General features: G+C 73.5%; 16 protein-coding genes. 9 read left to right on the forward strand and 7 right to left on the reverse strand.

Going from position 1 to position 17,970, the window contains the following annotated elements; genetic code table 11:
* Positions 1–70 precede the first annotated feature (70 nt).
* Together AB0F11_RS20190 and AB0F11_RS20195 are read left to right on the forward strand one after the other, a co-directional pair.
* Positions 71–1,399, forward strand: coding sequence for a nicotinate phosphoribosyltransferase (locus tag AB0F11_RS20190; protein ID WP_362175336.1), 1,329 nt, complete (start codon positions 71–73; stop codon positions 1,397–1,399).
* Between the two features lie 280 nt (positions 1,400–1,679).
* On the forward strand, positions 1,680–2,282 hold the full coding sequence (locus AB0F11_RS20195) for a nicotinamidase (protein ID WP_362175339.1): 603 nt from the start codon (positions 1,680–1,682) through the stop codon (positions 2,280–2,282).
* A 38-nt stretch (positions 2,283–2,320) separates the two neighbouring features.
* Here AB0F11_RS20195 and AB0F11_RS20200 read toward each other — a convergent pair whose 3' ends face one another.
* Both AB0F11_RS20200 and AB0F11_RS20205 read right to left on the reverse strand, forming a co-directional pair.
* Positions 2,321–2,632 carry a hypothetical protein gene (locus tag AB0F11_RS20200; RefSeq protein WP_362175390.1) on the reverse strand — a complete coding sequence of 104 codons (312 nt, stop codon included), beginning with the start codon at positions 2,630–2,632 and terminating at the stop codon, positions 2,321–2,323.
* A gap of 133 nt (positions 2,633–2,765) precedes the next feature.
* Positions 2,766–5,171 (reverse strand): immune inhibitor A domain-containing protein, encoded by a 2,406-nt coding sequence (locus tag AB0F11_RS20205; RefSeq protein WP_362175342.1) that lies wholly within the window; start codon positions 5,169–5,171, stop codon positions 2,766–2,768.
* 394 nt (positions 5,172–5,565) lie between these two features.
* On the opposite strand from AB0F11_RS20205, the gene AB0F11_RS20210 reads away from it, so the two are divergent.
* Positions 5,566–5,901 carry a hypothetical protein gene (locus tag AB0F11_RS20210; protein WP_362175344.1) on the forward strand — a complete coding sequence of 112 codons (336 nt, stop codon included), beginning with the start codon at positions 5,566–5,568 and terminating at the stop codon, positions 5,899–5,901.
* A 37-nt stretch (positions 5,902–5,938) separates the two neighbouring features.
* Here the strand turns inward: AB0F11_RS20210 and AB0F11_RS20215 are convergent, their stop codons facing one another.
* Together AB0F11_RS20215 and AB0F11_RS20220 are read right to left on the reverse strand one after the other, a co-directional pair.
* The gene (locus AB0F11_RS20215) at positions 5,939–6,688 is read right to left on the reverse strand and encodes an RDD family protein (protein ID WP_362175347.1); all 750 of its coding nucleotides are present in this window, start codon (positions 6,686–6,688) and stop codon (positions 5,939–5,941) included.
* A gap of 89 nt (positions 6,689–6,777) precedes the next feature.
* Positions 6,778–8,718, reverse strand: a complete 1,941-nt coding sequence (locus AB0F11_RS20220; protein ID WP_362175350.1) for an RDD family protein — start codon at positions 8,716–8,718, stop codon at positions 6,778–6,780.
* A 259-nt stretch (positions 8,719–8,977) separates the two neighbouring features.
* Between AB0F11_RS20220 and AB0F11_RS20225 the strand changes: the two genes are divergently transcribed.
* Positions 8,978–9,460, forward strand: coding sequence for an SsgA family sporulation/cell division regulator (locus tag AB0F11_RS20225; RefSeq protein ID WP_362175353.1), 483 nt, complete (start codon positions 8,978–8,980; stop codon positions 9,458–9,460).
* 164 nt (positions 9,461–9,624) lie between these two features.
* Here AB0F11_RS20225 and AB0F11_RS20230 read toward each other — a convergent pair whose 3' ends face one another.
* Entirely contained in the window at positions 9,625–11,016 is a 1,392-nt protein-coding gene (locus tag AB0F11_RS20230; RefSeq protein ID WP_362175356.1) for an FAD-linked oxidase C-terminal domain-containing protein, read from the reverse strand.
* A gap of 97 nt (positions 11,017–11,113) precedes the next feature.
* On the opposite strand from AB0F11_RS20230, the gene AB0F11_RS20235 reads away from it, so the two are divergent.
* Positions 11,114–12,694, forward strand: coding sequence for a tetratricopeptide repeat protein (locus AB0F11_RS20235; RefSeq protein WP_362175359.1), 1,581 nt, complete (start codon positions 11,114–11,116; stop codon positions 12,692–12,694).
* Between the two features lie 270 nt (positions 12,695–12,964).
* On the opposite strand, the gene hppD is transcribed toward AB0F11_RS20235, so the two are convergent.
* The gene (gene hppD / locus AB0F11_RS20240; protein WP_362175362.1) at positions 12,965–14,119 is read right to left on the reverse strand and encodes a 4-hydroxyphenylpyruvate dioxygenase; all 1,155 of its coding nucleotides are present in this window, start codon (positions 14,117–14,119) and stop codon (positions 12,965–12,967) included.
* A 148-nt stretch (positions 14,120–14,267) separates the two neighbouring features.
* Here hppD and AB0F11_RS20245 point away from each other — a divergent pair, with 148 nt between their 5' ends.
* From AB0F11_RS20245 to AB0F11_RS20260, 4 genes are all read left to right on the forward strand, one after another.
* On the forward strand, positions 14,268–14,738 hold the full coding sequence (locus AB0F11_RS20245) for an Lrp/AsnC family transcriptional regulator (protein ID WP_361920232.1): 471 nt from the start codon (positions 14,268–14,270) through the stop codon (positions 14,736–14,738).
* Positions 14,739–14,825: 87 nt separating this feature from the next.
* Positions 14,826–15,452: a helix-turn-helix domain-containing protein gene (locus tag AB0F11_RS20250; protein ID WP_362175365.1), complete on the forward strand. Its 627-nt coding sequence runs from the start codon at positions 14,826–14,828 to the stop codon at positions 15,450–15,452.
* Positions 15,453–15,525: 73 nt separating this feature from the next.
* Entirely contained in the window at positions 15,526–15,765 is a 240-nt protein-coding gene (locus tag AB0F11_RS20255) for a hypothetical protein (protein ID WP_362175368.1), read from the forward strand.
* Positions 15,762–17,054, forward strand: coding sequence for an MFS transporter (locus AB0F11_RS20260; RefSeq protein WP_362175370.1), 1,293 nt, complete (start codon positions 15,762–15,764; stop codon positions 17,052–17,054). The genes AB0F11_RS20255 and AB0F11_RS20260 overlap by 4 nt, the downstream gene beginning before the upstream one ends.
* On the opposite strand, the gene AB0F11_RS20265 is transcribed toward AB0F11_RS20260, so the two are convergent.
* A complete protein-coding gene (locus AB0F11_RS20265; protein ID WP_362175373.1) occupies positions 16,984–17,781 on the reverse strand; it encodes a S16 family serine protease in 798 nt (265 codons plus the stop codon). The genes AB0F11_RS20260 and AB0F11_RS20265 overlap by 71 nt on opposite strands.
* Positions 17,782–17,970: the final 189 nt, after the last annotated feature.

Genomic DNA, 17,970 nt, shown 5'->3' on the forward strand with positions numbered 1-17,970 from the left:
TGGCGGGTCCGTTGCACAAACCGGCCCTACATTTCGTCACTCTGACGAAATGTGCGCTAGCATCCGTGGCATGAACCCTGCGGACCTGGGCCTGCCGGTGGACGTGCCGTCGACAGCGCTCTTCACGGATCATTACGAGCTCACGATGCTGCAGGCCGCCCTGGCGAACGGCACCGCCGACCGCCGCTCGGTCTTCGAGGTGTTCACCCGGCGGCTGCCCGAGGGGCGGCGCTACGGGGTCGTGGCCGGCACCGGCCGCGTCCTGGACGCCGTGGAGAACTTCCGCTTCGACGGCGCCGTGCTGGAGTTCCTGCGCGAGCGGGCCGTCGTCGACATGCGGACGCTGGACTGGCTCTCCTCGTACCGCTTCTCGGGTGACATCTGGGGCTACCCCGAGGGCGAGGTGTACTTCCCCGGCTCGCCGATCCTGCGGGTCGAGGGCAGCTTCGCCGAGTGCGTGCTGCTGGAGACGGTCGTCCTGTCGATCCTCAACCACGACTCGGCGATCGCCGCCGCCGCGTCCCGGATGGCCTCGGCCGCCGGGGAGCGGCCGCTGATCGAGATGGGCGCCCGGCGCACCCACGAGCTGGCCGCCGTGGCCGCCTCGCGGGCCGCCTACGTCGGCGGCTTCACCTCCACCTCGGACCTCGCGGCCGGCTTCCGGTACGGGATCCCGACGGTCGGGACCAGCGCGCACGCCTTCACGCTGCTGCACGACAGCGAGCGGGACGCCTTCACCGCGCAGGTGGCCTCGTTGGGCGGCGGGACCACCCTGCTGGTGGACACGTACGACGTGGCCGAGGCGGTGCGCACCGCCGTGGAGATCGCCGGGACGGGACTGGGCGCGGTCCGGATCGACTCCGGGGACCTGCTGCTGGTCGCGCACCGGGTGCGGCAGCAGCTGGACGAGCTGGGGGCCGGGCGGACGAAGATCGTGGTCACCTCGGACCTCGACGAGTACGCGATCGCCTCGCTGGCGGCGGCGCCGGTGGATGCGTACGGGGTCGGTACGCAGCTGGTGACGGGCAGCGGGCACCCCACGTGCTCGATGGTCTACAAGCTGGTGGCGCGGGCGCAGTCGGCTGATCCGAAGGCGCCGCTGGTGCCGGTGGCGAAGAAGGCCTCCGGCGGGAAGACGTCCGTCGGGGGGCGCAAGTGGGCGGCGCGGCGGCTGGACACGGACGGGGTGGCCGAGGCCGAGGTGGTCGGGACCGGGCCGGTCCCTGCGGCCCTGGCGGACCGGCAGCTGCTGGTCCAGCTGGTCAAGGCGGGGGAGGTGGTGGCTCGGGAGCCGCTGGAGGCGGCCCGGAACCGCCACCGCGAGGCCCGCGGCGGGCTTCCGCTCTCCGCGACGCAGCTCTCCCGCGGCGAGGCCGTGATCCCGACCGAGTACCTCTAGCCTCCGGCGGGGGCCCGGCCCTCGACCGGCTGCCGCCGGGCGGCTCCCGCTGCGCGGGGCCTGTCCCCACCCCGCCCCTTCCCGAAACCGGGGGCTCCGCCCCGGACCCCGTTCGCCTCAAACGCCGGCGGGGCTGAAAGAACCGGGCGCTCCGCGCCCGGTGCGCTCAAACGCCGCGCGGGCTGGATCACCCCCGGTTTCGGGAAGGGGCGGGGTGGGGGAAGAGCCCCCCGCAGGGGCCCGCCGCCGCATCACCACACCGAGCCGAAGGGCACGCGAAATGCACCGCGCACTGATCGTCGTCGACGTACAGAACGACTTCTGCGAGGGCGGCAGCCTCGCGGTCACCGGCGGCGCCGACGTCGCCGCCGCGATCACCGAGCTGATCGGCAACGCCACCGCCGGCTACCGCCACGTCGTCGCCACCCGCGACCACCACGTCGACCCGGGCCCGCACTTCGCCCGGCCCCCGGCCGCCCCGGACTACGAGACCTCCTGGCCGGTGCACTGCGTCGCGGGCACCGAGGGCGCCGGGTTCCATCCGAACCTCGCACCGGCCATCGCCTCCGGCGCGGTCGCCGCGGTCTTCGACAAGGGGGCGTACGAGGCCGCGTACAGCGGCTTCGAGGGCACCGATGAGAACGGCACGGGCCTCGCCGAGTGGCTGCGCGAGCGCGGCGTCACCGAGGTCGACGTGGTCGGCATCGCGACGGACCACTGCGTGCGGGCCACCGCCCTGGACGCGGCCCGCGCCGGCCTGCGCACGCGCGTCCTGCTGGACCTGACCGCAGGTGTGGCCCCGCACACCACCGCCCGGGCCCTGGAGGAGCTCCGGGCGGCCGGGGTGGCGCTGACCGGCGCCCCGGTGGTCCGCAGCGCCTAGCAGGCCCTGGCTGGGCGTGGCAGGGCCCGCAAGCGGCCTCAGCCCCGCAGCAGGGCCCGTATCGGGTGCCAGAGCTCGCCCGCGGCGTCCGGCTGGGCGCGCCACAGCAGCCCGTCCGGATGGTGCAGGACGGCGGTGACCTCGTCCGGGGTCGGTGGCGCGGTGTTGCCGCGCAGGTACACGGCGCGCAGGCCCAGGTTCCGCAGCCTGGTCAGGGCGCGGGCCCGGTTCGCCGCGTGGACGAGGACCCGGACGGGTCCCTCGTCGTCGCCGTCCCCGCCCGGTCTGGGCAGGGTCAGCGCGACGACGACGCTCCCGTTCGGGAGCCTGGTGAAACCTCCGGCAGGCATGCTGTACGTCTCCCCCGTCAGCTGGACGTCAATAAGGGTGGTCAACACAGGTCGCTTCCGCATCTAAACGCGATCGGCCGCCGCCCGCTAGGGGGCGACGGCCGATCATGCTGTGACCTGCGGTTTTACCCGGTTACTTCGAGGAGGGGCCGACCTCGACCGTCATCTGGAGACCGTCGTAGGCCTCCTTGGCGATCTTGATCTTGGTGTTGGTGTCAGAAACCTTCACCGAACCGGTCGGGTTCTCGTCGTAGTAGTACTTGCCCTTGTGGTCGTCGAAGACCAGGTTGGCGGGCTTCGGCTTCAGGAACAGCGACTCGCCCTTGTTGTGCAGCGTGAACGCGTCCGTCGAGTACGCGCTGAACGGCGCGTCGTACGGCTGGATCTTGTTGCGCAGCAGGGTGCCGTCGGCCCACTTCATGGGCTTGGCGTTGGCGTCGATCGGCAGGATCAGACCCGAGCCGGGGTGCACGCTCGTGTTGTTGTCCTTCTGGGACTTGTCCCACAGCCAGATCAGCAGGCCGTCCTGGTACGGGTAGTGCTCGACCCAGCCCGGGCGGGTGTTGGCCCAGCCGAAGTTGTACGGGCCGACCTTCAGGGTGGAGTCGTACGACACGTAGCGGCGGTTCTCCGCGATGTAGTACTGCTCGTACTCCTTGGTGAAGCCGGCGCCGATGCGGGAGAAGCCCTTGCCGGTCCAGCCGTTGTCGCCGTTCTCGGCGCCGTCGGTGAACAGCGCGGCGCCGTCGGCGGTCAGCTTGATCGCGTCGGCGGTGAAGCCCTTGCCGCCCGCGCCGCCGTCCGTCTGGTAGCGGAAGCGCAGGTCGACCTTCTTGCCGGCGTAGGCGTCCAGCGGGAAGTTCAGGTCCTGCCAGCCGCCGGAGGCGTCGGTCAGCGCCGGGGAGCCCGCGGCGTCGAGCGGGATGGCCTTGCCGTTGGCGGTGCCGGCCAGGGCGGTCCAGGTGGCGCCGCCGTCGGTGGACACCTCGGTGTAGAGGAAGTCGTAGTCCTTCTCGATGTCCCACCAGCCCTTCAGGGACAGGGCGGCGGACTTCTTGCCGGTCAGGTCGACCGAGCGGGTCAGGGTGTTCTTCAGGTCGTCACCCATGCCGCTCCACCACTGCGAGGAGCCCTCGGCGGGGGTGGTGACGTCGGTCTTGACCTGCTTCTTCGGCAGCTCGACGAGCAGGGCCTGCTTGTCCTTGGTGTTGTACTCCGACACACCGAGCTTGTGGGTGGACTTCGTCGCGGCCTTGGCCGTGTCGTAGTTCAGCCAGCCCAGCTGCAGCTTGTCCCAGGCGGTCATGTCGCCCGGGAGGTCGCCTATGGAGTCCTTGCCCTCGCCGAGCCAGGAGCCCGCCGACATCAGGGACCAGAAGCCGACCGAGTTCTCGCCGCCGCCGGTGGTGTCGTACAGGTCCGGCAGGCCGAGGTCGTGGCCGTACTCGTGGGCGAAGACGCCGAGGCCGCCGTTCTCCGGCTGCATCGTGTAGTCGCCGACCCAGATGCCGGTGTCGCCGATCTGGGTGCCGCCGGCCTTGTTGTTCTCCGGGCCGGTCTTGCCCGTGTTGGTGCCGTACGCGTACCAGCGGTGCGCCCACAGCGCGTCGTGGCCCTGGACACCGCCGCCGGCCGACTCGTCCTCGCCCGCGTGGACGATCTGGAAGTGGTCGATGTAGCCGTCGGGCTCGTTGAAGTTGCCGTCGCCGTCGTAGTCGTAGCGGTCCCACTGGTCGTACTGGGACAGCTGCGCCTTGATCTGCTCGTCGGTCTTGCCGGCCTTCTTCTGGGCGTCCACCCACGCGTTGACGCCGTCGCGGACGGTGTCCCACACGTTGGAGCAGTTGGTCTGGCCGCAGTAGTTCGAGCCGTAGCGGGCCTCGTTGTACGGGATCTTGACCCAGTCGGCGACCTCGCCGTCGACCGAGTAGCGGCCCGAGGAGGTCTTCTCGTAGTAGGTCTTCAGCGAGTTCTTGCCCTGGCCGGTACCGAAGTACAGGTCCTGGAAGTAGTCGCGGCTGAAGTCCTTGCGCCACGCGGTGCTGTTGTTGTTCGCGCGGTCGGGCTGCGCGATCGTGTTGTGCAGCGGGCCGGGCGTGCCGCCGTACTTCGGGACCGGGGGCTTGGGGCCCTCCGGGCCGTCCGGGTCGAACATGGTCGAGCTGTCGACCTGGTCGCCGAACTCGACGAGGATCGTGAAGATCTTGTCGGTCTTCTCGCGGCCGAGCTCGACGTACTTCTTGTCGTCGAGCTTGACGACCTTGGAGGCGCCGCGCTGCTCGACGTCCTTCTTGCCGCTCAGCACCTGGTCGAGGGCTGCCTCGCGGGCCTGCGCCTGCTTCTTGCTGAACGGGCCTTCGAGGTTGTGCTGGACCTGCTCCTTGGCCGGAGAGGTCGGGTCCTGCTTCTCGGCGGCCGGGACGCCGGCAGGAGCACCGTTGGCCTGGGCGGTGACGGCGAAGAAGGCACCGGAGGCCGCGGTGGCGGCCAGGGTCACGCCGATGGCTGCGGTGCGCAGCGCTCGTCGGCGGTTGGACATGCTGGTCACTTGATGTCGTTCCCCTCCCGCGGCCGCGACACAGGTCGGAACGTCTCCGAAAGGGTGGGGGGTTCCGCGCGGCGCGCGTCTCAAGTGACGACATTTGACCGGAGAGTCTAAAGAAAAGACAGACCTTGACTTCTTCCTTACAACTGCACTATGCGGTCAGGCAGTTCCGCTATCCGGACGATCCCCAGCGATAAGGGACGAAGGGGGTTTCCCGACCACCATGTGAGACGGGGTCATGAACCCGTGCGCCCCCCGCGCTACGGCCACCGTGGGTCAGGTCACGCTTACCGGCTGCTGCGCCCGGGCATCCCCCGTCGTAGAGTCACTTGCCGCGCGACCGAGTTGAGCACACCCCCCTCTCCCCGCCTTGAGGACGGACACCGCCATGCCGCGCCCCACTGCCGCCCAGGTCCTCTACGGGTCCGCCGCCGTCGTCGCCTCGACGATCGCCATGCTGCTGCTCTCGCAGACGCGCACCGGGCTCGGGGTCGCGGTCATCACCACGGCCGCCCTCGCGCTCGGCCTGCTCGTCGCGCTCACCGCGGCCGCGCCGCGCCGCCGGGGCCGGCACGCGGCCCCCGCCGGGGCGGGCGCCGACGCCGGGTCCGGGGCGGGGGGTGTTACCGAAGTCACGCCCGCTGCGGCCCCCTCGGACACGGCGGCGGCCGCCCGGGTGCCCGAACCCCGGACGGCCGCCGCCGAACAACCGGTCCACCACTGAGCCTCCGGGCCGCGGGCCGTCGGCTGCCGTCACGGCCTCAGCCGACGGTGACCACCACCGTCTTGCCCACCTTGTCGTGCAGGGCCTGCTTGTACGGCTTGTCCACGAGCATCGACACGATCAGGGCGAGCGGCCACAGGCAGGCGCAGCACACGAGGGTCGGCAGCCAGAGCACGGCGGCGCGGGAGAGGGCCGCGCCGGAGGGCGGGACGCTGCCGTCGTTGAGCATCGCCACCCGCAGGCCGAGCGCCTTCTTGCCGACGGTCCTGCCGTCCGAGTGCGTGAACCACCAGTCGTAGCCGATGTACGCCACGATCGAGATCAGGGTCATGAGCAGGCCGCTGCCGCTGTACGACTTGGTGAAGACCTCGCTGATGTCCTCCCCCTTGTTCGTCTCCACCACGTACCGGTTGGTGCCGAGCGCCAACTGGATGAGGAACAGCGGGACCAGCACGATGACCACGTCGATGACGCGGGCCCCGAGCCGCTTGCCGAACGGGGCGAGCGGGGGCATGCCCGCGAGCGGGTCGGGCATGCCGTAGTCGCCGCCGGAGCCGTACGGGTCACCGCCGTACGGGCCGCCCGGGGGCGGGGGCGGGTAGCCGCCGCCGGTACCGCCCGCCCCGCCGCCGTAGGGGCCGCCCGGGGGCGGGGGGCCGCCGGGAGGGGTGCCGCCGGGAGGCGGGCTGCCGTACGGCGAGCCGCCCGACGGGGGCGTCGGGTCGTGGGGCTTCTTGAGGAACGGGTCGTCCTCGGGCGGCTCGCCCGGCGGCTGGTCGGTGCTCATGGCCCGAGTCGAACCCGGCCCCGCCCGACCCGCAACGGGACGGCGTCCGTCCGGGCGAGCCCGTGCGCCCGGGGACGCCCCGGGCGCGGTCAGCGGGCCACGTACGTCCCCGCCGCCCTGTCGTGCCAGCCCCTGCGGCGCGGGCGGTCCACGAGGCACCAGAACGCGGCGAAGGGGCCGAGGAGCCAGTACACCAGCCAGCGGCGCAGTGCCGCGCCGAAGCGGGGCGGGCGCAGGCCCGAGCCGGCCAGGACCCGTACGCGCAGCAGCCACTTGCCCGGGGTCCGGCCCCAGCGGGCGGTGGGCAGCACCTCGTAGAACACCCCGAAGAGCAGGACGGCGCCCACCACCACGCCCAGGTAACCCGCCATGGTGGTGTCGAACAGCCAGACCGTGGTCACCCGGCCGGTGCCGCGGGCTGCGTCCACCTTGGCCCGCAGGTGGTCGGTGGCCGCGGGGACGAGGGGCCAGGCGGCCGCGGCTGCGACGACGTAGTACACGGCGGTGTCCAGGGACCGGGCCACGAAGCGCCGCAGCAGCCCGGAGGGACGCACCGCCCGCTCGGCCATGTCCTCGAACACCGAGCGGTCGGTGGGGCGGTGGGGCGCCTTGGCCGTCTGGGCCGCCGGGGAGGCCGGGGTGGTTGGGGCCGCCGGGGCCGTGCCGCCGGGGGCCTGCCGCGGCCCGGGGGTCGTCGCGGCAGGCCCTCTGGCCGTACGGGGTTCGGCCGGCGCCTGCGCCTGTGCGGCTTCGGCGGCGGCCGCCCGGGAGGCGCGGGAGGCGCGGGCCGCCCAGGAGTCGGGGTCCGGTCCGGCCGTACGCGCCCGCTGGGGGCCCTGCGGCGCGCGGTCGGCCGCCGGGTCCGCGGGGTCGGCGGTACGCGGCTCCCAGCCCGACCCGAGGGGCGTCTCCGGCTCCTCGGACACCGGCGTACGGGCTTCCCGGGGCGGCTCCGCGTACAGGGCCTCCAGGCGGTCCGCGCCGAGGCCCTCCGGGCGGGGCTGCCGGCCCGGATCTCCGTTGCGCTGCGGGGCGTCGGCGCCGGGGCCGCCCGTTACGGCAGCCCCGGTCTCCCAGGCCGGCTCCCAGACCGGCTCGCGCCGGGGGGCGTCCGCTGCGGCCGTGCCGGGGCCCGTGGTGCGGGGCTGCCAGGTGGGGCCCGAGGGGGGCTCGGGGTCCCATGCCGGGTCGCGGCGGGGCGTGGTGCGGGGTTCCCAGTCGGGCTCGGGGCGGGGGGCCGGCGGGGTGCGGCGGGGTGCGGCCTCGGGCCAGGAGGAGGTGAGTCCGGATGCGGCGCCGCCTCCGGGGGCGGCGGGCCAGGCGGTGTCGGGGCCGGAGGCGGGCGACGGGGCGGGGGCGCCGGCGGGGGCCTGGGTGGTGGCGGCCGGGGAGCGGGCCGAGAGGGTGCCGATCCCCTCGGCGCCGGAGCGGGCCGCCGCCGCGGCGGCCGGGGTACGGGCGAACGACACCCCGGGGCCGCGCCCCACCGCGTCGGCCGGTTCCGCGAAGTCCGCCGGCCCGGCCAGGTCGGCCATGTCGGCCATGTCCGCCAGGTCGGCGAGGTCCGGCCGGTCCGCCCGGTCCAGCGGCTCGGGGCGCGGGCCGCGGCCCAGCGAGATCCCGGTCGAACGGGCGGGCGCGTGCCCGGGGTCGGGCTCCGGCTCGGGGCGGCTGCCCCAGGAGATGCGGCGGTCGTGCGGGCCGCCGAAGCCGGACTGGTGCAGCGGATCGGCCTGCCAGGCGGCCTCGGGAGCCGGGGCCGGGGCGGGCACCGAGGGGGTGGGGGCGGGCACGGGGGCGGGCGTCGGGACCGGGCGGGGTGCGGGCCGCGGCCCGGAGTCGGACAGCGCCTCGGTCACGGAGGTGTCGTCCAGGAACACCGGGCCCGTCTCGTCGGCCGGGGTGGCGGGGCGGCTCGTACCGGGCACCCAGGACAGGCCGTTCCAGTACCGGACGTAGCCGGGGATGGACGGATCGGGGTAGTAGCCCTCGCGGGCCGCGTGCTCGCCGTCACCAGGGGAGGCCGTCATGTCCCCAACTCCGATCGTGGCTTGAGGCTTGTGCAAGGGCAGGACCATAGCCAAGAACCGCGGCCCGACAGGTCGGGTAACGGGAGAATCCAAGCCTTCGGGCGAACGTCGCCCATCAGAGCGGTTTTCGGCCAGCCGAAAGGTTCCGGCCAATCCGCGATCCGGTGCGCGAAGTCGCGTCATACCCGGGCACACGGGCGCTCTCTGCAAGGGCGGGGCCACACGCCGGCCCCGCACACCGAACCGAAGCGAGGCCGCGATGCACCACCCCGTCATCGAGCGCGAGCTCGAACTGAAACTGGTCCTGTCCCCCGAGCGCACCGTGCCGGTCCCGGCCCGGCTGGTCTACCTCACGGACGATCCGTACGCCGTCCACATCACCTTCCACACCGGCTCCAGCACCCCGGTCAACTGGACCTTCGCCCGCGAGCTGCTGGTGGAGGGGGTGTTCCGCCCGTGCGGGCACGGCGACGTCCGCGTCTGGCCCGCCAAGGTCGAGGACAAGGCGGTGCTGTGCATGGCCCTCAGCTCCCCCGACGGCGACGCCCTGCTCCAGGCCCCGGCCGGCACGGTGTCGACCTGGCTGGAGCGCACCCTGCGCGTGGTGCCGCCGGGCACCGAGGCCGAGCGGCTGGGCCTGGACGCCGCGCTGGCGGTGCTGCTCGCGCCGACCCCGGCCGACGAGCTGTGGATGCGCGACCCGTGGCCCTCGGACGAGTCGGCGGACGGCGGTGACCTGTGATGCGGGGCCCGGTGAAGCGCGGCGTGCGCGGGCACATGCGCCTGGTCGAGCCCATACGCCCGGGGCAGCCCGTACGCCCGGCGCGCCCCACGAGCCCCGCGGGCCCGGGGCAGCCCGTACGCCCGGCCGGCCCCGGACGGCTCGGACGGCCCGGGGCGAGCGGCTCAGAAGAGCTTTCCGGGGTTGAGCAGGCCGAGCGGGTCGAACGCCTGCTTGACCGCCTGCTGCATCTGGAGCCCCACCGGCCCCAGTTCCCGGGCGAGCCACTCCTTCTTCAGGACGCCGACGCCGTGTTCGCCGGTGATGGTCCCGCCGAGGGAGAGGCCGAGCGCCATGATCTCGTCGAAGGACGCCCGGGCCCGCCGCGTCTCGTCCTCGTCCGCGGGGTCGAAGCAGACCACGGGGTGGGTGTTCCCGTCGCCGGCGTGGGCGCAGACGCCGATGAGGAGGTCGTGCGCGCGGGCGATGGCGGCGGTCCCCTCGAGCATCTCGGCGAGCCGCGAGCGCGGTACGCAGACGTCGTCGATCATGGTCGCGGGCCGCAGGGCGTCCAGGGCGGTCAGGGACATCCGGCGGGCCTGGAGCAGCAGTTCGGACTCCGCCTCGTCCTCGGCGGGAACCACGGCGGTGGCGCCGGCCGCGGTGCACAGCTCCCCCACGGCGGCGAGCTCCTCGGGCGCCTGCGGGGTGTCGAAGGCGGCGAGCAGCAGGGCCTCGGTGGTCTCGGGCAGGCCCATCCTCCCGAGGGCGTTGACGGCACGGACCGTGGTGCCGTCCATCAGCTCCAGCAGGGACGGGGTCAGGCCGGCCTCCATGACGGCGCAGACGGCCGCGCAGGCGGCCGCGGCGGAGGGGAACTCGGCGGCCAGCGCGAGCTGCCGGGGCGGGGCGGGCTTCAGCGCGAGGACGGCGCGCACGACGACGCCGAGGCTGCCCTCGGAGCCGACGAAGAGGCGGGTGAGGTCGTAGCCGGCGACGCCCTTGGCGGTGCGCCGGCCGGTGCGCAGCAGCCGTCCGTCGGCGAGGACGACGTCGAGGCCGAGCACGTATTCGGCGGTGACCCCGTACTTGACGCAGCACAGGCCGCCGGAGGCGGTGCCGATGTTGCCGCCGATGGTGCACTGCTCCCAGCTGGAGGGGTCGGGCGGGTAGTACAGGCCCTGCTCGGCGACGGCCCGCGAGAGCACGGCGTTGACGACGCCCGGTTCGACGACGGCGATCCGGTCGACGGGGTTGACCTCGACGATGCGGTCCATCTTGACGAGGGAGAGCACGATGCAGCCGTCGGAGGCGTTCGCGGCGCCGGACAGGCCGGTGCGGGCGCCCTGCGGGACGACGGGGACGCGTAGGGCGGTGGCGGTGCGCAGGACGTGCTGCACCTGTTCGACGGTGCGGGGCAGGGCCACGGCCGCCGGGGTGCCGGCGGGGCAGAAGGCGGCCATGTCGGTGGCGTAGGAGGAGGTCACCTCGGGGTCGGTGAGGAGGGCCTCGGCGGGGAGCCCTTCGAGGAGGCTCGCGCGCAGACGTGCGGTCGGCTCGTCAACCATGAGATCCATGGGCTCAGCGTGGCAGCCGGGGCCATCGGTGTGAACACGGCCGCGGCAGGCTTCGGACACCTCGGCGAGCCATTCATATTGACGCACAGTGAACCTCATGGACCGTATCGAGGAGGAAGCGCAGCAGCCGGCGCCGCCCGTGACGTTCACCGGCCGCAAAACGGTCGTGGCGGCCGCCATCGCGGTGGTCCTGATCGCCGGGGCCCTGCTGATCCGGCCGGCCCGCCCGGCGGACGACGCCCGCCCGCCGGGACCGATGGAGCGGGCCGCCTCGGCGGTCGGCAGGGGCGCCCCGGCCTCCGCCGTGGACCTGACGGCGCTGGTCGCGGACCGGGAGAAGTGGCTCGAGGCGCATCCGCGGGACGACGCGTCGTGGGCGGTGCTGGGGTCGGCGTACCTGGAGCAGGGGCGCCGCACCGCGGACCCGGGCTGGTACCCGAAGGCGGAGAAGGCGCTGAAGCGCTCGCTGGAGCTGCGGCCGGCGGAGAAGGGCAACGTCGAGGCGATGACGGGCATGGGCAGCCTGGCCAATGCCCGCGGGGACTTCGGGACGGGCCGCAAGTGGGGCGAGCTGCTGCGGGCGCAGGGGCCGCAGCGGTGGACGGCGTACCCGGTGCTGGTGGACGCGTACACCGGGCTCGGGGACTACAAGGCCGCCGAGACGGCCATGCAGCGGCTGGTGGACCTGCGGCCGGGCGTGGCGGCGTACCTGCGGGCCTCGCAGGTCTACCGGGACCGCGGCTGGCGCGAGGACGCGGCGATGGCGATGGAGAGCGCGGCGGGCGCGGCGAAGTCGCCGGCGGAGAAGGCGTACGTGCTGTACCGGATCGGGGAGTTGGCGTGGGAGCGGGGCGACCCCGGGGAGGCGCTGCGCCAGTACGAGGCCGCGCTGCGCACGGATCCGGGGCAGGCGGAGGCCCTGGGCGGCCGGGCCCGGGCGCTGGCGGGGCTGGGCCGGGGCGGGGAGGCGGTGCGGGACTACCGGATGGCGCTGGGGCGGGCGCCGGTGCCGCGGCTGGCGCTGGAGCTGGGCGAGCTGCTGGAGTCGCTGGGGCGCCGGGAGGAGGCGCGGGCGGCGTACGGGCTGCTGCGGACGGTGGCGGCGCGGGGCACCGCGCAGGGCGTGAACGAGGAGGTGGTCCTCGGGCTGTACGAGGCGGACCACGGCGATCCGGCGGCGGCGGTGCGGCGGCTGCGGGAGGAGTGGACGCGGCACAAGAGCATGCAGGTGGCCGATGCGCTGGGGTGGGCGCTGCACAAGGGCGGCGATGACGCGGCCGCCTTGGAGTACGCGAAGAAGGCCACGGACCGCGGGATGCGGAGTGCGGACTTCGCGTACCACCTGGGGGTGGTCGAGCAGGGGCTCGGCGACGAGGCGGGGGCGCGGCGGCACCTGCAGGAAGCGCTGCGCACGAACCCGGAGTTCTCGCCGGTGCGGGGGCCGCTGGCGCGGGAGGCCCTGGCTTCGGTCGGGCAGCCGCCGCCGGGCGGGCCGGAGAACATGCAGCCGCGCGTCCCGTGGGTCCCGGTGGACCTCCCGACGGCGTCCCCGACGCCGTCCGCTCCGCCGTCCCCGTCGCCCTCGCCGAAGCCGACGCCGGCGGCGCCGAAGCCGAACCCCAAGCGGGAGCCGCCCCGGCCGACCCCCACCCCGTCCGAGTCCCCCGCAGACCCGTAACGGGGCTCCGCCCCACCGCCCCGCGCCTCAATCGCCGGCGAGGCTGGGTGTACCGCCGGCGGGGGCTGAATGTGCCGCCAGTGGCGGAGCGGGCGGTTGTCGGAGCCCCGCCGGCGTTTGAGGCGGGTGGGGGCCGGGGGCGGAGGCCCCGGTTTCGGGAAGGGGTGGGGAGGGGGTGGCTCCGCGCAGCGGGGACGGCGACGGCCCCCTGGGCCGGAGGGGCTCAGGGGGCCGGGGACCGCGGCGGCAGCCGCAGCACAACCGCAGAGGTCAGAGGTTGCCGCGCTTCTCCTGCTCCCGCTCGATCGCCTCGAACAGCGCCTTGAAGTTGCCCTTGCCGAAGCCCATCGACCCGTGCCGCTCGATGATCTCGAAGAAGACCGTCGGCCGGTCCTGCACCGGCTTGGTGAAGATCTGCAGCAGGTAGCCGTCCTCGTCCCGGTCCGCCAGGATCTTCAGCTCGCGCAGGGTCTCGATCGGCACACGCGTGTCGCCGACCCACTCGCCCAGCGTGTCGTAGTACGAGTCCGGGGTGTCGAGGAACTGCACGCCCGCGGCCCGCATCGACCGCACGGTGGCGACGATGTCGTTGGAGGCCAGCGCGATGTGCTGGACGCCGGCGCCGCCGTAGAACTCCAGGTACTCGTCGATCTGCGACTTCTTCTTCGCGATCGCCGGCTCGTTGATCGGGAACTTCACCTTGAGGGTGCCGTCCGCGACGACCTTCGACATCAGCGCCGAGTACTCGGTCGCGATGTCGTCGCCCACGAACTCCTTCATGTTCGTGAAGCCCATGACCTTGTTGTAGAACGCGACCCACTCGTTCATGCGGCCGAGCTCGACGTTGCCGACGCAGTGGTCGATGGCCTGGAAGGTCCGCTTGGCCGGCGGCTCGACCATCGGGTCGACGGCAACGTACCCCGGCAGGTAGGGGCCGGTGTAGTTCTTGCGCTCGACCAGCGTGTGGCGGGTCTGGCCGTAGGTGGCGATGGCGGCGAGGACGACGGTGCCGTTCTCGTCGGACACCTCGTACGGCTCGTCCAGGCCGCGGGCGCCCTGCTCGACGGCGTACGCGTAGGCGGCGCGTGCGTCGGGGACCTCGATGGCGAGGTCGACGACGCCGTCGCCGTGGTCGGCGACGTGCTCGGCGAGGAAGCGGCCGCGGTCCGTGCTCGCCTTGATGACCGAGGTCAGGACGAAGCGGGCCGAGCCGTTGGTCAGCACGTAGCTCGCCGTCTCGCGGACGCCGTTCTCCGGTCCGGAGTAGGCGACGAGCTTCATGCCGAAGGCGGTCGAGTAGTAGTGCGCGGCCTGCTTGGCGTTGCCGACGGCGAAGACGACCGCGTCCATGCCCTTCACCGGGAAGGGGTCTGCCTCACGCGCGGTGTGCGGGGTGGTTTCCAGGTTCACCAAAGACTCAGTCATGAGCGCAGAGTCCCGCCGATCCACAAGCTGCGCAATAGTTTCCTGTTCTGCTGTACAAGCTGCACAGCCGGGCCGCAGCATTGCTGAAACATCTGTGCAGGATGACCACTCCCGGGGCGACACTGGACAGCACGGAGGAAAAGGATCCATGGGCATCGACGAACTCGACGGCCGGCTCATCGTCCTGCTGGCCCGCGAACCGCGGATCGGGGTGCTGGAGGCCTCGCGGCGGCTCGGCGTGGCGCGCGGCACGGTGCAGGCGCGGCTCGACCGGCTCCAGTCGAACGGGGTGATCCGCGGGTTCGGCCCGCAGGTCGATCCGGCGGCGCTGGGGTATCCGGTGACCGCCTTCGCCACGCTGGAGATCAAACAGGGCCAGGGCGCGGACGTACGGGCCCACCTGAGCGGGGTGCCGGAGGTGCTGGAGCTGCACACGACGACGGGGCACGGGGACATGCTGTGCCGGCTCGTCGCCCGGTCCAACGCCGATCTGCAGCGGGTGATCGACCGGGTGGTGGCCTTCGACGGGATCGTGCGGGCCTCGACGGCGATCGTGATGGAGAACCCGGTGCCGCTGCGGGTGATCCCGCTGGTGGAGCAGGCGGCACAGGAGGGCTGAGCGCACGGAGGGCGGAACGGCCAGTTCCAAAGGAAGCGTTGCAAAGAAACCCTTGCATAGGTTTCTTTGCATCTCTACTGTGGAGGCATGCCCGAAGAGCCGGAAGCCCCGGAAGTGCCGGAAGTCCCGGAAGCCCCAGAGGCTCCGCAGCCCCCGCAGGTGCGGAGCCTCGACGCCCGCTCCCTGCGCGGCCTCGCCCACCCCCTGCGCATGCGGTTGCTGGCCGCTCTGCGCCAGGACGGGCCGGCCACCGCCTCGCAGCTGGGCGAGCGGCTCGGCGAGTCCAGCGGTGCCACCAGCTACCACCTGCGCCAGCTCGCCGCGCACGGGTTCGTCGAGGACGCCCCGGAGCACGGCAAGGGCCGCGAGCGCTGGTGGCGGGCGGCCCAGGAGTGCACGCAGTTCGACGAGTCGCTGGTGTTCTCCGCCGACGCCGAGACCCGCGGCGCCGCCGACGTCTTCCTGCACGAGATCGCCACGATCCACGCCCAGGAGGTCAACGCCTGGCTGGGCCGCGCCGACATCTGGCCCGTCGAGTGGCGGCGCGGCAGCGACCTCAGCGACTTCACGCTGCGGCTGACCCCGGAGCAGTCGCTCGAACTGGTGCGCAAGATGCACGACTTGGTCCGGTCCTACAGCGACCTGCCGCAGGCCGAGGGCGCCGAGGTCGTCCGCATCCACACGCACGCCTTCCCGCGGCACTCCGGCGAATAGGCCCTCCGGGCCGACGCCCTTCATCTCCCCCTTCATCTCCCCCCTCCCGTTTCCCCGTAGAAGGAGTCCTGCCGTGCACGCCTTCACGCACGACGAGATCCAGGCCGGGTACGCCACCCGGATCCACGCCGCCCGCACCGCCGAACTGGCCGCCGAGGCCGCCGCCGCGGGCCTGGCCCGGGAGGCCGCCGGGCCCCGCGCGCCGTTCGCCCCCGCCCTGCGCAACCGGATGGGCGAGGCCCTGGTCCGCACCGGCCGCAGGCTGATGGCCCCCGTGGAGCCCGCCCGTCTGCACACGCGGGCCGCGGGATGAGCAGACGGCCCCTCGCCGCCGTCCTGGCCGCCAACACCATCTCCACCGCAGGAAGTTCACTCACCCTGATCGGCGTCCCGTGGTTCGTCCTGCAGACCACGGGCAGCGCCGGCCGGGCCGGGATCGTCGCCTTCTGCGCCACCCTGCCCATCGTCGTCGCCGCCCTGGCCGGCGGCCCCGTCATCGACCGGATCGGCCGCCGCCGCGTCTCGGCCGCCTCCGACCTCGTCTGCGCCGTGTCGGTCGGCGCGATACCCCTGCTGCACTACGCGCACCTGCTGGACTTCTGGATGCTGTGCGCGCTGATGGCCCTCGGCGGCCTCGTTCACACCCCCGGCCTGACTGCCCGCTCCGTCCTGGTGCCGCACCTCGCCGAGCACGCCGGCACCACCGTCGCCCGCGCGTCCAGCCTGTTCGACGCGGTCTTCCGCGGGGCGCGGATGATCGGGGCCGCGGCGGCCGGCGTACTGATCGCGGTCCTGGGCGCCGAGGCCGTCCTGCTGCTCGACGCCGCCACCTTCGGCGTCTCCGCGCTGCTCGTCGCCGCCTTCGTCCGCGGCATCCCGGCCGCCGAGCCCCAACCGGCCGAGGAGAAGGCGTCCTTCGCCCGCTACCGGGCCGAACTCGCCGAGGGCTGGCGCTTCCTGACCCGTTCCCGGCTGCTCGCGGGCATCACCCTGATGGTGATGATGACCAACGGCCTGGACCAGGGCTGGTCCGCGGTGCTGCTGCCCGTCCACGGCCGCGAGGCCCTCGGCGGGGCCGCCGCCGTCGGCCTGATGTTCTCCCTCTTCGGCGGCGCCGCCCTGCTGGGCGCCCTGCTGTACGGCGCGTGGGGCGAGCGCCACCCGCGCCGGGTCGTCTTCGCCGCGGCCTTCCTCGTCTCCGGGGCCACGCGCTACGTGGTCGCGGGGCTCACCGGCACCGCGCTGCCGCTGGCCGTGACGATGGTGCTCGCCGGGTTGGGTGCGGGCATGCTCAACCCGATCCTCGGCACCGTCATGTACGAGAAGGTGCCCGAGGAGCTGCGCAGCCGCGTCTCCGGGGTGACCCTGGCCGGCTGCGAGCTGACCATGCCGCTGGGCGGGCTCGCGGCGGGCCTGCTGGTCGACGCGTTCGGCACGTCCCGGGCGCTGCTGGCCTTCGGCGGGGTCTACCTGCTCGTCACGCTCGCGCCGCTGGTGTTCCCGGCGTGGCGGTCGATGGAGCGCGAACCCGTCAGCAGGTCGGAACCGGCTCTCCCCGGTTCAGCGAGCGCAGTGCGCCGACCGCGTCCTTCAGTGAAGTGACCGGGATCAGCCGAAGCCCCTCGGGCAGTTCGGAGCGGGCGTCCGCGCACTCCGCCTCCGGTACGAGGAAGACGCTCGCCCCGTCGCGCTGGGCGGCCTGGGTCTTCAGGGCCACGCCGCCGACCGCGCCGACCTTGCCGTCCTCGCTGATCGTTCCCGTACCGGCGATGACGCGGCCGCCGGTGAGGTCGCCGCCGCTGCCGTCGCCGTCGAGCTTGTCGACGATGCCGAGGGAGAACAGCAGGCCGGCGCTGGGGCCGCCGACGTCGGCGAGGTTCAGGTCGACCTTCACGTCCTTGGGGTCCTTGTGCAGGAATCCGAGGGCGGCCCGGGCGGCGTTCGTCTGGGAGGTGGCCATTTGCTCCAGGTTGTGGGCCTCGATGTCCTTGTCGCTTCCGCCCGTCGGGTAGACGGCCTCCTTGGGCAGGACCGCCCGCTTGCTGTCGAACCAGTCGCCGAGCAGCTCGGGCAGCTTCACCGAGGTGGAGGGGCCGGTGGCCTCGATGGTGGTCATCCGCAGTTGCCCGGTGGTCGCCCGGGCGGGCGCGCCGGTGACGGTGATCACGGGCTTGCCGTCGCGGGCCCCGAGCACGTCGGCCGTGAGCCCGGGCTGCGCGATCACGAAGGGCAGCGGCGCGAGGGCCGCCACGGCGAACAGGCCGAGCACGGGCGCGGCGCAGGCGGCCAAGGCGGCGGGACGCGGCAGACGTGTGAGGCGAGAGAGCACACGGCCAATCTATCGGGCCCCGCCGCGCCCCCGGCCCCCGGCGGCCTGACCCTACCCGCCAGGCCCTCGGAGGCCCGGCACATCCAGCCCCCGCCCCCCTCGAAACCGGGGCCCGGCAATTCCAGCCTCGCCGGCGTTTGAGGCGCGGGTCCGGGCGGAGCCCGGTGCCCGGCGGAGCCGGGTTTCCTG

Source organism: Streptomyces sp. NPDC032472, from assembly GCF_040636955.1.
Classification (GTDB): domain Bacteria; phylum Actinomycetota; class Actinomycetes; order Streptomycetales; family Streptomycetaceae; genus Streptomyces.

Bases quoted from the DNA above. Each gene is read 5' to 3' on its own strand.
- AB0F11_RS20190 (WP_362175336.1), top strand. From the start codon at position 71: ATGAACCCTGCGGACCTGGGCCTGCCGGTGGACGTGCCGTCGACAGCG.
- AB0F11_RS20195 (WP_362175339.1), top strand. From the start codon at position 1,680: ATGCACCGCGCACTGATCGTCGTCGACGTACAGAACGACTTCTGCGAG.
- AB0F11_RS20200 (WP_362175390.1), bottom strand. From the start codon at position 2,632: ATGCCTGCCGGAGGTTTCACCAGGCTCCCGAACGGGAGCGTCGTCGTC.
- AB0F11_RS20205 (WP_362175342.1), bottom strand. From the start codon at position 5,171: ATGTCCAACCGCCGACGAGCGCTGCGCACCGCAGCCATCGGCGTGACC.
- AB0F11_RS20210 (WP_362175344.1), top strand. From the start codon at position 5,566: ATGCCGCGCCCCACTGCCGCCCAGGTCCTCTACGGGTCCGCCGCCGTC.
- AB0F11_RS20215 (WP_362175347.1), bottom strand. From the start codon at position 6,688: ATGAGCACCGACCAGCCGCCGGGCGAGCCGCCCGAGGACGACCCGTTC.
- AB0F11_RS20220 (WP_362175350.1), bottom strand. From the start codon at position 8,718: ATGACGGCCTCCCCTGGTGACGGCGAGCACGCGGCCCGCGAGGGCTAC.
- AB0F11_RS20225 (WP_362175353.1), top strand. From the start codon at position 8,978: ATGCACCACCCCGTCATCGAGCGCGAGCTCGAACTGAAACTGGTCCTG.
- AB0F11_RS20230 (WP_362175356.1), bottom strand. From the start codon at position 11,016: ATGGATCTCATGGTTGACGAGCCGACCGCACGTCTGCGCGCGAGCCTC.
- AB0F11_RS20235 (WP_362175359.1), top strand. From the start codon at position 11,114: ATGGACCGTATCGAGGAGGAAGCGCAGCAGCCGGCGCCGCCCGTGACG.
- hppD (WP_362175362.1), bottom strand. From the start codon at position 14,119: ATGACTGAGTCTTTGGTGAACCTGGAAACCACCCCGCACACCGCGCGT.
- AB0F11_RS20245 (WP_361920232.1), top strand. From the start codon at position 14,268: ATGGGCATCGACGAACTCGACGGCCGGCTCATCGTCCTGCTGGCCCGC.
- AB0F11_RS20250 (WP_362175365.1), top strand. From the start codon at position 14,826: ATGCCCGAAGAGCCGGAAGCCCCGGAAGTGCCGGAAGTCCCGGAAGCC.
- AB0F11_RS20260 (WP_362175370.1), top strand. From the start codon at position 15,762: ATGAGCAGACGGCCCCTCGCCGCCGTCCTGGCCGCCAACACCATCTCC.